20 protein-coding genes are annotated in these 16,308 nt (G+C 33.3%); 17 read left to right on the top strand and 3 right to left on the bottom strand.

Annotation, left to right across the window (positions count from 1 at the left end; all coding sequences use genetic code 11):
• Nucleotides 1-82: 82 nt before the first annotated feature.
• From rsmA to BLP98_RS06205, 5 genes are all read left to right on the top strand, one after another.
• A complete protein-coding gene (gene rsmA / locus BLP98_RS06190) occupies nucleotides 83-955 on the top strand; it encodes a 16S rRNA (adenine(1518)-N(6)/adenine(1519)-N(6))-dimethyltransferase RsmA (RefSeq protein WP_074482416.1) in 873 nt (290 codons plus the stop codon).
• Nucleotides 956-1,334: 379 nt separating this feature from the next.
• Nucleotides 1,335-1,493, top strand: coding sequence for a bacteriocin class II family protein (locus BLP98_RS09320; RefSeq protein WP_081341169.1), 159 nt, complete (start codon nucleotides 1,335-1,337; stop codon nucleotides 1,491-1,493).
• 96 nt (nucleotides 1,494-1,589) lie between these two features.
• Nucleotides 1,590-1,988 carry a hypothetical protein gene (locus tag BLP98_RS09575; RefSeq protein WP_234792804.1) on the top strand — a complete coding sequence of 133 codons (399 nt, stop codon included), beginning with the start codon at nucleotides 1,590-1,592 and terminating at the stop codon, nucleotides 1,986-1,988.
• Complete coding sequence (locus tag BLP98_RS09580; RefSeq protein WP_234792805.1) at nucleotides 1,949-2,263, top strand: CPBP family intramembrane glutamic endopeptidase; 315 nt, start codon at nucleotides 1,949-1,951, stop codon at nucleotides 2,261-2,263. The genes BLP98_RS09575 and BLP98_RS09580 overlap by 40 nt, the downstream gene beginning before the upstream one ends.
• 316 nt (nucleotides 2,264-2,579) lie before the next feature.
• Nucleotides 2,580-2,759, top strand: coding sequence for a hypothetical protein (locus BLP98_RS06205; RefSeq protein WP_074482417.1), 180 nt, complete (start codon nucleotides 2,580-2,582; stop codon nucleotides 2,757-2,759).
• Between the two features lie 25 nt (nucleotides 2,760-2,784).
• On the opposite strand, the gene BLP98_RS06210 is transcribed toward BLP98_RS06205, so the two are convergent.
• Both BLP98_RS06210 and BLP98_RS06215 read right to left on the bottom strand, forming a co-directional pair.
• Entirely contained in the window at nucleotides 2,785-4,167 is a 1,383-nt protein-coding gene (locus tag BLP98_RS06210) for a bacteriocin secretion accessory protein (RefSeq protein WP_074482418.1), read from the bottom strand.
• Between the two features lie 9 nt (nucleotides 4,168-4,176).
• Nucleotides 4,177-6,324, bottom strand: coding sequence for a peptide cleavage/export ABC transporter (locus BLP98_RS06215; protein WP_074482419.1), 2,148 nt, complete (start codon nucleotides 6,322-6,324; stop codon nucleotides 4,177-4,179).
• Between the two features lie 435 nt (nucleotides 6,325-6,759).
• Between BLP98_RS06215 and BLP98_RS06220 the strand changes: the two genes are divergently transcribed.
• From BLP98_RS06220 to BLP98_RS06265, 7 genes are all read left to right on the top strand, one after another.
• Nucleotides 6,760-6,981, top strand: a complete 222-nt coding sequence (locus BLP98_RS06220; protein WP_074482420.1) for a bacteriocin class II family protein — start codon at nucleotides 6,760-6,762, stop codon at nucleotides 6,979-6,981.
• A 28-nt stretch (nucleotides 6,982-7,009) separates the two neighbouring features.
• Nucleotides 7,010-7,207, top strand: coding sequence for a Blp family class II bacteriocin (locus BLP98_RS06225; protein WP_074482421.1), 198 nt, complete (start codon nucleotides 7,010-7,012; stop codon nucleotides 7,205-7,207).
• Nucleotides 7,208-7,861: 654 nt separating this feature from the next.
• Nucleotides 7,862-8,032, top strand: coding sequence for a Blp family class II bacteriocin (locus BLP98_RS09630; RefSeq protein WP_074482423.1), 171 nt, complete (start codon nucleotides 7,862-7,864; stop codon nucleotides 8,030-8,032).
• A 40-nt stretch (nucleotides 8,033-8,072) separates the two neighbouring features.
• Nucleotides 8,073-8,282: a hypothetical protein gene (locus tag BLP98_RS06240; protein ID WP_074482424.1), complete on the top strand. Its 210-nt coding sequence runs from the start codon at nucleotides 8,073-8,075 to the stop codon at nucleotides 8,280-8,282.
• A gap of 259 nt (nucleotides 8,283-8,541) precedes the next feature.
• Entirely contained in the window at nucleotides 8,542-9,156 is a 615-nt protein-coding gene (locus BLP98_RS06250) for a thioredoxin family protein (RefSeq protein WP_074482426.1), read from the top strand.
• 785 nt (nucleotides 9,157-9,941) lie between these two features.
• A complete protein-coding gene (locus BLP98_RS06260) occupies nucleotides 9,942-10,673 on the top strand; it encodes a response regulator transcription factor (protein WP_074482428.1) in 732 nt (243 codons plus the stop codon).
• Nucleotides 10,674-10,677: 4 nt separating this feature from the next.
• Nucleotides 10,678-12,000, top strand: coding sequence for a sensor histidine kinase (locus BLP98_RS06265; RefSeq protein ID WP_074482429.1), 1,323 nt, complete (start codon nucleotides 10,678-10,680; stop codon nucleotides 11,998-12,000).
• Nucleotides 12,001-12,019: 19 nt separating this feature from the next.
• On the opposite strand, the gene BLP98_RS09415 is transcribed toward BLP98_RS06265, so the two are convergent.
• Nucleotides 12,020-12,169, bottom strand: coding sequence for a hypothetical protein (locus tag BLP98_RS09415; protein ID WP_159427431.1), 150 nt, complete (start codon nucleotides 12,167-12,169; stop codon nucleotides 12,020-12,022).
• A gap of 323 nt (nucleotides 12,170-12,492) precedes the next feature.
• Between BLP98_RS09415 and BLP98_RS06270 the strand changes: the two genes are divergently transcribed.
• From BLP98_RS06270 to BLP98_RS06290, 5 genes are all read left to right on the top strand, one after another.
• A complete protein-coding gene (locus BLP98_RS06270; RefSeq protein ID WP_074482430.1) occupies nucleotides 12,493-13,821 on the top strand; it encodes a sensor histidine kinase in 1,329 nt (442 codons plus the stop codon).
• A 235-nt stretch (nucleotides 13,822-14,056) separates the two neighbouring features.
• Complete coding sequence (locus BLP98_RS06275) at nucleotides 14,057-14,209, top strand: bacteriocin (protein ID WP_234792806.1); 153 nt, start codon at nucleotides 14,057-14,059, stop codon at nucleotides 14,207-14,209.
• A gap of 11 nt (nucleotides 14,210-14,220) precedes the next feature.
• Entirely contained in the window at nucleotides 14,221-14,526 is a 306-nt protein-coding gene (locus tag BLP98_RS06280; protein WP_074482432.1) for a bacteriocin immunity family protein, read from the top strand.
• 17 nt (nucleotides 14,527-14,543) lie between these two features.
• The gene (locus BLP98_RS06285) at nucleotides 14,544-14,837 is read left to right on the top strand and encodes a bacteriocin immunity protein (protein WP_074482433.1); all 294 of its coding nucleotides are present in this window, start codon (nucleotides 14,544-14,546) and stop codon (nucleotides 14,835-14,837) included.
• A 542-nt stretch (nucleotides 14,838-15,379) separates the two neighbouring features.
• The coding region (locus tag BLP98_RS06290; RefSeq protein WP_074482434.1) for a sensor histidine kinase at nucleotides 15,380-16,308 on the top strand (929 nt) is incomplete at its 3' end.

Raw genomic sequence — 16,308 nt, forward strand, 5'->3', positions numbered from 1 at the left:
AATAACTTGCATTGATAGAAACGAAAGGAATGACAAAACCTTATTCTGGGGATAACTTGTGGATAAGGATATTAACTAAATTATGAGAATTGCAGATTACAGTGTGACGCGTGCTGTCCTTGAGCGTCATGGATTTACTTTTAAAAAATCATTTGGACAGAACTTTTTAACAGATACTAACATTCTACAAAAAATTGTGGATACTGCTGAGATTGATAAGAATGTCAACGTTATCGAAATTGGTCCTGGTATCGGTGCTTTGACAGAATTTTTAGCTGAAAATGCTGCTGAAGTTATGGCGTTTGAAATTGACGACCGTTTGATTCCGATTTTGGCTGATACGCTTCGCGATTTTGACAATGTCAAAGTCATCAATGAAGATATCTTGAAATCAGACCTTCAAAGCCGTATCAAAGAATTTGCTAACCCAGACCTTCCAATCAAGGTCGTAGCAAACCTTCCTTACTACATCACAACACCAATCTTGATGCACTTGATTGAATCAAAAATTCCATTTGCAGAATTTGTCGTGATGATGCAAAAAGAAGTGGCGGACCGTATCTCAGCAGAACCAAATACCAAAGCTTACGGTTCACTTTCAATTGCGGTGCAATACTACATGACAGCAAAAGTTGCTTTCATCGTGCCACGTACAGTCTTTGTGCCAGCGCCTAACGTTGATTCAGCCATCTTAAAAATGACACGTCGTGAACAACCACTTGTTCAAGTTAAAGACGAAGATTTTTTCTTCCGCATTGCTAAAATCAGTTTTGTTCACCGTCGTAAAACCCTTTGGAACAACTTGACAAGCCACTTCGGAAAAGCAGAAGAAACAAAAGCTAAACTTGAAAAAGCTCTTGAAATCGCAGATATTAAACCATCAATTCGTGGTGAAGCTTTATCAATTGCAGACTTTGCAAAATTAGCTGACGCATTGAAAGAAGTCGGTTTATAATAAAAAAACAACTCGAAAGAGTTGCTTTTTTTATGCTTAAAATAGATGATGAGTTAAACTTGCTACTACTGTTGAAAAGTCATGCCAAGGCTGTGACATCATTAGTTTATAAAATATAATAAAACTCATGTTTAATCTCCTGAAACTCCCTTGAAAAAATTGATGCTACCATTATGCCATAAAACAAGTACTTATAAACGCTTAAGTCGTAAACAGTTAAAAAAAGGTCGCAAACGGTCAAAAAATCATGAAAATATGAAAAAAATTACCATTTACGACCTAAAAACAACAAATTACGACTTGGGCAAAAAAAGATGAAATATTCTGATAAAATAAAACTTATCAATCGCGATGACAAAAAATTATTGGGAGGTATTCAATGAACACAAAAACGATTGAACAATTTAACACAATGACAACTGAAGAGCTTGCGTGTGTTGAGGGCGGAAATCAAGTCTTCGCTGGAGGCGGCGGTAAATTAAAACCTGATTATTCTTGGTGGAGGATAGTTCCAATCATCGATATTCGACTATTTTGAAATAATAACTATCTAGAAGAATCTGACAAATGACTATTGATAAGAGAAGTTAAGCTATCTTACATGACTCCTTCCGTTTTAAAAAAAGGAGTATTTATGATAGAAAAAGTAAAGAACTCACTTGCTCCAAAACTATTGGCAATATTTTTTATCTATTATCATCTATTTGGATTAAAGTTTGTAATGTTTACTATTTTAGAGCGATTTGATTTACCATTAACGGAATATCATTACCCTCTTCTTAATATTTTTACCATCCTATTTATTATCGTACTGGTGATATACCTAAGACGAAGAAGACCAGAAATATTTCAAATGACATCGCTAAAACCTTTAGACTATTTATTAATTTTGCTTGCTTTTGGGGTGATATACACCTACTTCAATAAACTTTTATTTGTTGGTGGAGATATAAAAAATGATTTATTATTTTTCCGTGATTCCCATTGGCGTTTTTGGTCGCATTACAACCCTTTATTATCGGACCAATCCTAGAAGAGTTAGTTTATCGTGGTGTTTTGATGACTAGCTTTTTTGAGAAATCAAAATTTTACTTAGATTGCTTACTATCTGCTGTAATGTTCTCAGTAGCTCATCTATCTTCTTATGGTTTGAGTTTAGAGGTATTTAAAAACTATGCTTTTCTTGGTTTAATTTTAGCGATTCTTTTTAGAAAAACACGGTCAATCTATCCATCAATTCTTGTTCACATGGCGTGGAATATTTATCTTAGCTGGCATCTGATTGCCTTTATTTTCTTTGAAAGGTAGTAAAAATCATGAAAAAATTACCGTTTACGACGAAAAAACGACCGTTTACGACATAGACGGTCATTTCGCAAAATTTCTGCTACAATTAAATATGTCAGTCACAATGACACGTCATTTCCAGGAGATTTACAATGACGAAGTGGGATTTATCATAGAGCATTTTCCGTTTTAGGTGCTACTAATGATAATTTTTGGGAGAAGTCTATCTTTGAAAATATATCATTTTAAATGATACTAGAGGAAAGTAAGGTAAAAGTCTTGCTTCCCTTTTCTTTTTACACTTAAAAAAGAAAATTAAGGACAATGGGAGGATTTTATGAAAAACTCGCAGCAAAAATTTAGCTGGCTAGTAGCAGTAAGTGCTGTTTCAGTGATTTGGATAAAAAATTTTATACTAGAATCTAACGATTTATCGGAAAAACTTGTCTATATAGGAATTTATCTTCTTTATTTAGTTTTAGTTTTGGTTAAAGTATTCAAACCAAGAAAAAAATAAAACCAGCCAATTTGGCTGGTTATTCTTATTGAAAATCTTTTAAGAGTTTATCTTTGTAATAGTTAAAGAAAGATTTTTTACCGATAACACTGATGGTTTTGCCCTGCAATCCATATTTTAGTTTAGAGCTGTCTTTTTCAGTTACGGTTGCTGTTGCTGTGATTTTAAAGAAATTACCATTTTTAGTCTGTGTGGCAGAGCTAGCAATTTTATTAATTTTTCCTTTAACAACGATGGCGTGGTTACTAATTTTTTCAAGGGTAAGACGTACGCTTTGGCATTTTTTCAGTTGACTAACATGTGTCGAATCGACATAGTATGAAATAGCAACCTTTTTGGTTTTAACAATATCGGGGTAAATTTCTGCAATTTGGCTACCTTGAGGAAGAAGAGTTTTTCCTTCAAATTCATCAGAAATGTGTAAAATACCACTTTGTTTGGCTGTTAAGGTCGTATCAGATTTTGAAAGATTGGTTTGATCTAGCTGTGCTTGTAAGGTTTCTTTTTCTTGAGTAACTTGGGCTAATTGTGTTTCAGCTTGGGTCAATTCTTGCTGGCGTAAGCTTTCAATTTGACTGCTAGCGCTGGTATCATAACTAGCTGTTGAATAATTTGAAGCTGCTTGTGTTTGTAAACTAGAAATTGATGAGTTAATGCTATCAATCTGCCCTTGAATATCAGCTAAAAATTGATTTTGAAGACTTTCCTTGCTACTTGCAGTTGCATTGCTAGGAAGAGCTTTAATTTGACTTAAATAGCTGTTGAGAGTAGAGCTATAAGGATTGCTACCAGAAACACTGGTTTGATTGTTTTGAATGGCATCCTTAACTTCTTGATACTGATTGGCTTGGTTTTGTAACTCGGCAATTTGTTTGTTAATCGCGGCGTTGGCTTGATTGACGCCGGCTTCTTGTTTGGCTACGGCATTATTAGCTTGATCAGTTTGTGACTTGATGGTTTGGCTTTGGCTAAGGAAACGGTCAATCGTAGCAGCGCAGCCAAATTCATCATCACCTGTAAAAAGATTTTTGCCTTGATTAAGGCTGTCTTTTAGTGTATTTAAGGCGTTTTGTTGACGTTCATCACGTTCAATTTGAGTTTGGATAGCTTTCATTTGACTATCTTCTAGCTTATCAGAGTACTGAATCAGTAAATCACCTTTTTTGACGCTTTTATTTTCAGCAAGATGGTTAACCAGCACGGTGTTATTGCTAGTAGATTGTACAACATCGATGATTTTTGTTGGTCGAAGACTACCAACAGATGTCACTGTAATTTCTTTTTTTCCTATCAAAGAGAAAAGAATGAGAAAAACTAAGAAACCAGTCATAGGAAGGATCAAGAGTGTTGCGAAATTATGGTAACGTCTGTGATAGAATTCAGCCGATTGAAATAATTTAGGGTTCATGATTCCTCCTTATTTTTGAAATAATTTGGCATAAAAGCCTTGATTTTGCATGAGTTCATCGTGAGGTCCTTTCTCAACGATTTTTCCTTTATCAAGTACCAAAACTCGGTCAGTTTGTTCAGCAATGCTTAAACGATGGGCCACAAAGATGATGGTTTTATCTTTTAAAGATAACAAGTTGTGGATAACACGTTTTTCGGTTAAAACATCAAGACCACTTGTTGCTTCATCTAGGATTAAGACGGGTGACTTAGTCAGAAGTGCTCTGGCAATAGCTAATCGTTGTTTTTGACCACCAGATAAACCAGCCCCATCTGATAACTCAGTGTGGTAAGCCATTGGCATAGTTTCAATGTCAGCACGAATCTCAGCGATTTCACAGGCTTTGATAATGTCTTCTTGAGTAATCGCATCAGAAGCACCTAAAGTGAGATTATCAAGGATACTTCCAGAAAAGACATAAGATTGTTGTGGAAGGTAGTTGATGTGTTGACGAAGAACTTTTTTATCAATAGTTTTATAGTCATAGCCTCCCAAGGTGATTTGTCCTTGATTTGGACTGTAAAAATTAACCATCATTTTAGCCAGGGTTGTTTTCCCAGAACCACTGATACCGACTAGGCTAATTTTTTCGCCTTCTGAGATGTTTAAGTTGATGTGACTCAATGTGTCACGGCCAAAACCATATTTATAAGAAACATTCTCAAAAACGAGGTCACCTTTAAGAAAATCTTGATTGTCAATAACTTGATTGTCATCAAATTCTGAAGATACCAGATAAACCTCGTTAAGACGCTTATTAGCAACTTTAGCTGACTGCAATTTAGTCTGCAAATTGATAATGTTTTCCATTGGTGTGGTGAAATAAGACAAGAGAGTGTTATAGGTAATTAATTGCCCAACAGAAATCTTCCCTGCCATGACGAGATGTGACCCGTACCAGAGAATGGCCACATTTAAAATCAGCTGCGCCCCTTTTTTTAGGGATGCTTGCACAGCTTCATACTTGCTAAGCGTAAAACTTTTATCTAAATACCCGACAAATTCGCTGTCAATATTACGATAACGCACCTCTTCGCTAGTGAGTGATTTGATAGTTTCAATCCCATTGATGTCTTCAATAATAGCAGAGCTGACCATAGAGTTAGCTTGCATGACATCATGATTCATTCGCTCAAAAGGTTTCATAAAAGCAAAGATAATAACGGCGTAGATGGGTAATGTAAATAGCGTAATGAAAAAGAGTTTAGCATTTTGTAACACCAAAACACTTCCCACAATTATCAGAATACTGACGTCTAAAAAGAGGGACAAAATAGTAGATGCTAAGGCATCGATAATAGAATTAGCATCGGTAAAGCGTGAAAACACTTCACCAGTTCGTCTAGTCGCAAAAAAGGACATCGGCAATTCAAAAATATGACGAACGTAAGACAAAATCACATCAATAGTTAATCGTTGGCTTAGAACGACGAGTAAATACTGTTGCGAAAAACTCATAATCTGCTGCATGATGTAAGTCACTACTAAGCCAATAGAGACAATACCAAGGGTCGATTGCAGTTGGTTAGGAATATAATCATCTAAGATTCCTTGTAGATAATAAGAACCAACAATATTAATCAAGGTCACTAGCAAACTAGCAAGAATGATATAAGTCAATAAGGCCTTTTGTTTAAAGATAATTGGTAAAAAGCTTGTTAAGCCATTTTTCTTATCTTTATGCGGCTTATAAGTTGGAGCTGGTGCTAAGAAAATAGCTACCCCTGTCCACTCTTTGGCAAAATCTGCTTTAGTCATTTTTGTGACTCCCACACTTGAGTCAGGATCACCGATGATTAGATAATCTTTTTTTGCTTTGTAGACTACATAGTAGTGTTGTAACTTGCCTTCTTTATTGACATGGACAATGCAAGGATAAGGAATATCTGTCATCTCAAAAAGTTCCATGTTGGCCTGAATGGCGCGTGTTTCAAAACCAATTTTCTTTGCCGCTTCGACAATACCAAGAGCGGTTGTTCCTTCTTTGCTTGTCTTAGCCAATTCTCTCAAGTGAGCAAGCGAGAAATGTGAGCCATAGTGCTTAGCAACGGATGCTAGAGCAGCTACCCCACAATCTCGCATATCAATCTGACTAACGTATTTATATCTCCTCATAAACCCATTCCTTCTAATTAAAGTCAAGAATTATTATGCCACAAAATATTAGCTTGTGACCACCTATATCATAAAAGGTCAAAAAACAGTCTTGAAAGGCCAAGATTACCTCTAATTAAGAAATATGAAGCACTTAATAAAAGTCATGCTAATGTCCTGACCACTTTTTCAAAGACGTGATGAACTTATGAAAAATCTAGTTAATTCCTGTCTTTACTTATATCAAACTGTAATTATGCCATAAAAATCATGATAAAAATGGTAAAGTCGTAAACGGTTTAAATTCAGTCGCGAATGGTATAAATTTCTTGAGGAATTTACTGTTTACGACGAAAAAATGACTATTTACGACATTTACGTTTATAACTAAAATTCTGTGTTAAACTAAAATCGTCAGTTGCAACGACAAATAAAAAAGGAAAATGGAGAAAACAAATGAAAAATTTGGAACAATTTGATGTAATGACAGATGAAGCACTTTCTACTGTGGAAGGCGGGAATGTGGTTATTAATACTGCTGGTGTTGCTATTGCAGGAGGTGTAGTAGGTGCAGGAGTTTGCTCAGCTAGTGTAGCGTTTGCTCCTTTTACAGGAGCTTGTGCGTATGTGGGTGCTAAGGCATTTGCTTCTGGTTATCTAATTGCACATTATAGCTGATAAGTTTTATATATGAGGAGGAATTAAAATGAAAGATTTAGAGACTAAAGAATTAGAACGAATTATTGGTGGTAACCAGCGTGCGGGTGAAGTATTCTTATCAGCGGCGGCTGGAGCCGCCCAAGGAGTTCCAGTTTGTATGCAAACAGGTGTGGCTATCCAGCCTGGTGCAATGTTAGCTTGCGCAGGTGTAGGTGCAGCTTTAGGTGTGGTATTCCCACATTAAAATAAAAAATATGAATGAAAAACTATTAAAATTTGGTAATATATTAGTCATTATATTAACTCTAACCACAGATGTATTATGGTTTATTTCTCTAAGTATGATCAGTAGAGAGAAAGTACAGATTTTTAGTGCTATGATATTATTTGTTTTTTTGAGTTTTATTATTGATTTATTGGCACACTATTTTCTCAAAAAAAATAGTATTGACTATAAATGGCACAGGCAACAAATAATCATAATTTCTTGTGCAACTGGCTTAAGTTTATTGGTTGTAATAATTACTTTCTTCCAAAGAGAAAATGTCTTAGGCATGTTTCTTATGCTTGTTGATAGTATTTTACTACTCTTTTATCCTAATTCAATAGGTTATAAAAATAACATCAATTGAACTAGTATTGAAGGAATTGAAGGTTTAATCCATCAATTCCTTTATTTTATAGTATTCTAAATTTAAAGTATAAATAAAAATAATGATTTTAAAAGTTATTGAATCTTATAGAATGTTTTGTTTAGTGTTGATTAATACTTAATCAATCAAAAGAGTTTTACCATTTATGACCTAAAAGCAACAAATTACGACTTGGACAAAAGAAGATGGAATATTCTGATAAAATTTGTCAATCGTGATGACAAAAAATATTGGGAGGTATTCAAATGAATACAAAAACTTTTGAACAATTTGATGTAATGACATCAGCAGAACTTTCAAACGTTGAAGGTGGGAGTGTAGAGGTTGTTGGTATTGTGTTAGGCGCTGCTTGGGCAATTTATTCATTTGGCGAAGCTGCTGGTAGAACAGCCTATTATGTGACACATTCAAAGTAGCTTTAATAAGTTTGGATAGTATATTATTGGGAGGATAAAAATGGAAAAAGGTGTTATTTATGAAGGTTCTTCATTTAAAAATTTAAATGAAGTTGATTTATGTGAGATATCTGGTGGTGGTATTGATCCTGTTCTTGTTGCTGGAGCTTGTATGATTGGAGTCGCAGGTGCTGGTCCCTTAGGTTGTGCTGGAGTGGCAATATTTACTTGGGGATTCTATAATGGGTACGAAGGAGCTAAAAGAGGTTAATTCTATGAAGTCTGATATTTACAAAAATATTTTAATTAGTATGCTTGTGTTGGTACTTATTGGAATTGTCATGATGCTAATTGATTATTTTGTATACGGTAAGAGCTTTTGGAATTCAACAACTTGTAAATTAATTTTTGCGGGACTATTTGTTTATTATTTATACAGATTTTATTTAAAAAATGATAGTCAATTTTAGAGTTATTGTTTTCACAGCTGATAGATCAAACTATCAGCTTTTGTTTTGAAGGGAGATTTTATGAAAAAGAGTGTTTTGAAAGCAACAATTTTGTTATCGGCAGCGGTTTTATCAATGGCTACCGTTTCTGTTTTTGCTGATGATGAGCTTGTGCCTGCAACTGAAGTGACAGAAGTTGTGGATAATACTGTGGAAAATTCAGCTGATCAGGCAAGTGATGTTCAAGAGACTCAAACAAGTGCGACTAATTTAGAAACGTCAGCTGAGGCAGAAGAAGCTGAAGTCACTATTCCTCAATATGAAGAAAATGTTGCTGAATTTAACCAAGTTCTAATGACTGATGTTTACTCTATGTTTACAGAAGATGGCAAAGAGCACGTGATTTATTTTGGTAGACCAACTTGCTATTATTGTCGCCAGTTTTCACAAGAGTTAAAAGATTTCAACACTCTTATGAATAATCGTTTAGAATATTACAATACTGATAGTCAGGATTTTGATGAGGCAGCAGCGAATTTTCTGTTTAGAACAGTTGGCATCCCTGGAACGCCGACTATTATTCGCTTACAAAATGGTCAAATCGTGAGTGTCTGGGTTGGTGGGGGAATTTCTGGTCAAGAACTTTATGATTATCTTTTTACTGGAAAAATTCCAGCAGCTATTGCAGGAGAATAATTTAAAAGAGTTAAGAAAAAATATCTACTCTTCTAAGTTTGTTAGTAGTGATTCCCATGTTTTAAAATGCCAGATTTTTTTATCTTATTTACCGTTCGCGACTGAATTTTAACCGTTTATGACATTAACGGTTATCAATTAAAATTTATGCTAAACTAAGAATTGTCAGTTGTAACGACAAATAAAAAGTAAAATTGGAAAGAAAACATGACAAATTGGAGAACTGTTCTAAAAAATATACTGTTTTTAGCATTGGGAGTGAAGGCAGTATTATCGATGGATGGTTTGTTAGTAAAAGGAGTTCTCGTTTTTTTCACAATGTTTATATTGTATGATATTAATAAAGTAAATTAGTTTTTATGTGTTATTCTATTTTTGTTATTTTATATTGTGTTATTTTGGCAATAATTGCTGTTGATGGCTTTAGTATCAAGAAGAGTAGAAAAACGTCTACTTATATTTGTTTTTTGATTTTTTATTCTTTAACTCAAAAAGAAGGTACTACTACTCCGTTGTCAATAGTTTGCTTACTTGTTTTGATGTTGATCTATTATGAAAATAGGGATATCAACTGATAACAATTTAATTGAAGTAATTTATTAGGTATTACTATTATGATAGGTGAAGCTGATAGTTTATTCTGTCAGCTTTTTTAGTTCTAAACGCCGTTTACGACGAAAAATTAACTGTTTACGACATAGGTGTTTTTTTCACCGAATTTCTTTTATAATAGAAAGGGATAGTCTTTAAATAATCAAAAGAATAGTTTAGGTAGGGAGAGGTTTATGTTAGATATTTTTATCCTTGAGGATAATATCACGCAACAATTTCGAATTGAACGTCAGATTGAGATGATTATGGAAAAAAATCATTGGGAATATCAGCGCTTAGAAGCCTTTGCGGCATCCAAGGATATTATTGTGAAAGCAGCTGAAAAAGGTGAGCATCAGATTTTCTTTCTTGATTTGGAAATCAAAGATGATGAAAAGCAAGGTTTGGATGTGGCAAAAGCCATTCGTGAAAAAGATCCAACTGCTATCATTGTTTTTGTGACAACCCATTCTGAATTTATGCTGCTAACTTACCAGTCTTTAGTTGGTGCAATTGATTTTATTGATAAAAATTTAAATGATGAAGCATTTGGCACTCGTCTAGAATTGTGTTTAAAAGAAGCGCTAAAACATCAAAATAGTAATTTTGGTGAGAATTCTTATCTTTTTGAAACAGCCAAAGCTAGAATCCGTGTAGCTTATGATGATATCTTGTATTTTGAAACATCGCCAACTGTGCATCGCGTGATTCTACATACCAAAACAGGTCAAACAGAGTTTTATGGCACAATCGCTGAAGTAGCCAAATCAGATAAACGTTTGTTGAAATGTCACCGCTCATTTGTGATTAATGTTAATAATGTCACAGAATTTGACAAAAGTACCCGAACAGCTTACTTTGAAGATGGTTCTTACTGCCAAGTCTCAAGAGATAAAGTCAAAAAACTAATGGCAGAAATGAGGTGATGGGATGATAAAAGCAATTTTAATTTTTTATGCTTCACAACTTACTTATTATCCTGTTATCATGACAATTTTTGCGAATGTAAGAGGAGAAAAACTAAACTTACGAGAAATTATAACAATATCATTGTCATTTTTTGTTATTGATATTACACCGTTTCCTACCATTATAGGGAGAATCCTAATATTATTTTTAATATCTTACTTTAGTAGAAAAGATTTTCCGTTATCTTTGCATATGTTTAATGGTAGTTTCCCGTGGGTTATTGATAGCATCATTATTAGGACTATTAGTTTTTTTGTTCTTCCAATATTTGGGCTAGATTATATTGTCCTAAGTAAAAATAATATTTTATTTATTTTTGTGCAGCTTTCTGTTTTATTGGTTTACCTTCTAATTATCAAAATATCAAAAATCAATTTTCAAACTTTTATTGAGATTAGTGAAATTAAATCATTGCGTAAAAAGTTAGTCTTTACAGATGTTACGATGATTTTTTACTATGTTGTGATTGAATCTTTAACTGCAGTAGAGTTTAAAAGAAAAATTCCAACTTTGATATACCGAGAATGGCTAGTATTTCTGTATTTTTTATTTTTTATTCTTATGATTATTTACATGAGCCGTTCTTATCAAAATAGACTTGAAAAAGAGATTGCTAGTGCCCGCGAGCAAGAATTAAGATATTTATCAGCTTACAGCAAGAAAGTTGAAGGTTTGTACGAGGAGTTACGTGCCTTTCGTCATGATTATGCTAATATCTTAGTCAGCTTAAAAGAGGGAATTGATCAAGATGATATGGGGCTGGTTCGAAAAATCTATGATTCTGTTCTAGAGGATTCGGCAGATTTTATTCGAAATAGCAAATTTAACATTGGTCGCTTGGCTAATATCAAAGATGATGCTATAAAGAGTCTTTTATCAGCTAAATTTTTAGAAGCAGAAGCCAATCATATTGAAGTAAATTTAGAGGTTAAGGATAAGATTGGAGTACCCGATATTCCGCTACTAGATTATATTCGCTTGCTTGCTATTTTATGTGATAATGCCATTGAAGCAGCGCTTGAAGCAGAAAATCCAGCTATTACAATTGCGTGTTTTTATCAAGATGATGACTATGTGCTAATTGTAGATAATACGACTAAGGAAGAAAGTGTCCCAGTTAATTTGATTTATCAAAAAGATTATTCAAGTAAAGGACATGGACGAGGTATTGGTCTTACAACGATTCATCAGATGATGCGAAAATATTCCAATCTTTCTGTTCAAACAAATAGTGAAAATTACCATTTCAGCCAAACTATTCGTATTAAAAAGGCATTCGATTGAAAAATCGAATGCTTTTTGGTTACGTTTGATTTTTAGGTTTATTAATAGCTTTGAACCAATCAATAACACCAGTAAGTAGAGGATTACCATTTCCTCCAACTGTCTTCTCCAAGTCAGATTCTGTTAGAGTTTTAACAGATTCCAACTCTGACATTTTCCATTCTGTCATAACTGTTTTACCTCCAGTCAATGTTATTTTATCAGAAAATTTTTTAAGAACAGCATGAATTTCCTAAAAGGCTCAAAAATATTCCTGAAATGACCATTTTTTATCTTATTGAGGAGTAACTGTTCATGATAAGGTGTTTTTTTATACAATTTCCTTTATAATAGAGAGTATTAGTTTTTGAGATAATCAAAAGAATAGTTGAGGTAGGGAGAGATTTGTGGTGAATATATTTATTCTCGAAATGAATATTAAACAAGAATTTTATAAAAGACATTGTGGTACAATCAAGTCTAAAAAACTAATGGCAGAAATGAGGTGATGGGATGATAAAAGTGAGTTTATTGGGTTACCTTGTTGAGGCATTTTATTATCCTGTCATTATGATAATATATTCAAATATTAGAGGGGGTAAATTAAAATTATGGGAGATTATAGCGATATCGTTATCATTTTTTGCTATTGATTTTACTTGCTTTTATACAATTGTCTTTAGGTTTTTGGTCTTAGCGTTTTTATCTTATAAGAGAGATAAAGAGTTACCATTATCTTTACATATATTTTACGCTAGTTTTCCATGGGTAATAGAAAGTATTTTTAAAAGATTAATAGGTTTCTTTATTTTTCCAATTTTTTGTTCAGGGTATGCGGATTTAGGGAATAATTTAGTATATATAACTGTTGAAGCATCTGTCGTTTTACTTTACTTTGTGCTAATTAATCTTTCAAAAATAGATTTTCAATCCTTTATTGAATTAAGTGAAATAAAAGATCTACGAAAAAAATTAATTTTTACAGATATAACGATGGTTTTTTATTATATTATGGTTGAATTTTTGGTTAGTATGGAAGCTTATGGTGGTGTTAATAATTTAATCTATCGACAATGGTTAGTAGTTATTTACTTCATTTTCTTTATTTTAATGTTATTTTATATGAACCGTTCTTACCAAAATAAGCTTGAGAAAGAGATTGCTATTGCTCGTGAGAAAGAGCTAAACTATTTGTCGGCTTATAGCAAGAAAATTGAAGCTTTGTATGAGGAATTGCGCGCTTTTCGTCATGATTATGCCAATATTTTGGTCAGTTTGAGAGAAGGCATTGATCGAAAAGATATCGGAATGATTCAGAAAATCTACGATTCTGTTTTGGAGGACTCGGCTGATTTTATTCAAAATAGTAAATTTAACATTAGTCGCTTGGCAAATATCGAAGATGATGCCATAAAAAGTCTTTTATCTGCTAAATTTTTAGAGGCTGAAGCTAAGCATATTGAAGTTGACTTGGAAGTTAAGGAAAAAATCGGAGTGCCTGATATTCCACTATTAGATTACATTCGTCTTTTGGCTATTTTGTGTGATAACGCCATCGAAGCAGCCTTGGAAGCTGAGCACTCTGCGATAACCATTGCTTGTTTTTATCAAGATGATGACTATGTGTTGATGGTGGATAACACGACCAAAGAAGAGCAGGTTCCTGTCGATTTGATTTATCAAAAAGATTATTCAAGTAAAGGCAATGGCCGAGGAATTGGCCTGACAACAATTCATCAAATGGTTAGAAAATACCAGAATTTAACGATTGAAACAGATAGTAAGGATTATCATTTTTGTCAGAGCATACGTATAAAAAACATGCCAACTTCAAAAAAATGACGTTCTAATTTTCAAAGGATTTGGGACTGTGTCGCGTAGAAGACCAGTCCTTTTTGTTTTGCCTTAAGTAATTTTAGTAAATACATACTGACTTTGACGGCTTGTTTTTACCGTTTACGACGAAAAAACGACGATTTACGACTTATGCAGTTTTGGTACTAAAAAAGTTTTATAATGAAAGTGATTAATCTGTCACCTTTTCGTGTGATATTATGTCTAGTTTTTAGGGAGATTTATGATGTTTAAAAGCTTATTTTCAAAATATAAGATAACAATTGTAGTTATTGCTTTTGCATTGCTAATATTGGCTTATCCAATCATCTTCGAAACCCTGTATGCATCTGGACGAGAGTTCAGTCGAAGTCTTGTCAATGCCTTATTTCCATAAAGGAGAAAGTTATGAGTAAATTAGTTAAAGAAGAATTATTAAACGACGTGTATAATCTTGTTTTGTCAACAGATATCAAAGATGATGAGCGTCAAACTTTGCTTGCGTTTAAAAATACAGTGGAGCGTGGTGGAGATTTTGATAAAGCAGTTGTAAATTTGGCTTCAGATTTACGTCAGATTGGTGTGGCAAATATTACTAAAAAAGAAAAAATGTCTCCAAGTGTCAATGAATTTTATAAGACGATTTCAAGTCATGGATTGTTTGAAGGAAATCTTGCGCGTGGACTAGCTGCTACTGGCGTTATTTTTCATTGAAAAGGGGGAAAAATGAAATGGGAAAATTAAAATGGTTTTCAGGTGGAAAAGAAAGAAGAGAAGAAGCTATTCGTATTATTGAGGAGCTACTTTTAGACTTACAAACGAACGATTCTGCTGTAGATGTCAAAAGGACATTGACACATTATCTTAATGAATTTAAAACAAATGGAACTTCATTTCCTTTTCTTATGAATCGTATGAGTTTAGAATTAACAGATGCCATTTTACATAGCAAAGTTTCCTTTACTCCAAAACAATCTGAAAAATTTAAAGAACTTAGAAAATTAATGGAAATTAGAATCTACTAGGTAACGTCAATTAATACAACAAATAAAAGGCTTTAGGGCCTTTTTATTTTTTATAAAAATAACTATACCCAATATTAATGCAACGTGATACAATTAAAAAAGTCACAATTTTTAAGATTAAAATCTTTAGATAGTAAATGATAAATGAGAAAAGGGAGATTTAAGTGAGCATTTTACCGGAACTAGCCGCCTTCTTAGGAAACTTGTTAAGTCTAATAATATTTGGAATACTATTTCAACAAATCACCAAGAATAAATTGAGTGTGATGGAATGGGTGATGTATATCATTGTTTTTCATCTAGGATTAAGTACTTTTAATGTATTGGCACTTCGTTTTTCGAAGGTGTTAATGGTTCTTGGAAAAGATATAGCATTACTTTTTAGTTTAATGTATTTATCTTATCGGCATAAGCCAAAATTAAACGTTAGGTATCATCTTTTTTATGCTTTATATCCGATTATTGTTTTTACCGTTCTTCAAAGAATCTACGGCTATTTTTTGTATGAGTTTTTAGACATTAAAATATCACCATTTCAGTCAATGTCAGTAGTGATGCTTTCAGTATTACTTGTTCCACCGATACTTTATTATTTGTTATCCAAATGGTTGAATATTGATATTTCAAATGTCAGAAAGACCTTGAAAAATTACTTAAAGGCTAAAACTATAACAGTAATTAATTGTTTAATGTTGTTTTATTATTTTGGTTTTGATCTTTTACCATTAGTAGCGCCTTTTAATAGTGTTGTGGCTAAAAGAATTCATGAATGTGGTTCATTTATTTATTTTATTCTTCTCTTTATCTTCCTCTTTTATCTCAACTTCCGTCATGGGCAGGAGCAGAAAAATGAATTGCTTCGCAATCAGGAGATGGAGCTTGCAGCACTTGAAAATTATAGCAAGCACGTGGAAAGTTTATATCAAGAAGTTCGCAGTTTTCGTCATGACTACGCTAATGTCTTAATGAGTTTGAAGGTTGGAATTGACCAAGGGAATCTGGATGACATCAAGAAAATTTACGAGGAAATCACCGCGGATTCAACGAAATTAGTCAACAATAACAGATTTAACTTGACTCGTTTGGCTAATATCACAGGCAGTGGTGTTAAAAGTCTTATGTCAGCTAAATTCTTGCAAGCTGAAAGTCAAGACATTGAGATTAGTTTGGAAGTTTCAGAAAGAATGGGAACTCCCAAAATTCCCTTGATTTCTTATATCCGCATCTTGTCAATCCTTTCCGACAATGCTATTGAAGCAGCTTTGGAGTCTGAAACTCCCAAAATTTCAGTCGCTAATTTCTACCAAGATGGTGATTTTGTTTTCATGATTGAAAATTCGACAAAAAATGAATCGGTAGATTTGGACAAGATTTTTGAGCGTGGTTACTCTACAAAAGGAGATAATCGTGGGCTCGGTCTAGCAACCTTGATGGATTTTCAAGACGATTATGAAAATTTGTCCATTGAAAC

Source organism: Streptococcus equinus (assembly GCF_900104225.1).
Classification (GTDB): domain Bacteria; phylum Bacillota; class Bacilli; order Lactobacillales; family Streptococcaceae; genus Streptococcus; species Streptococcus equinus_D.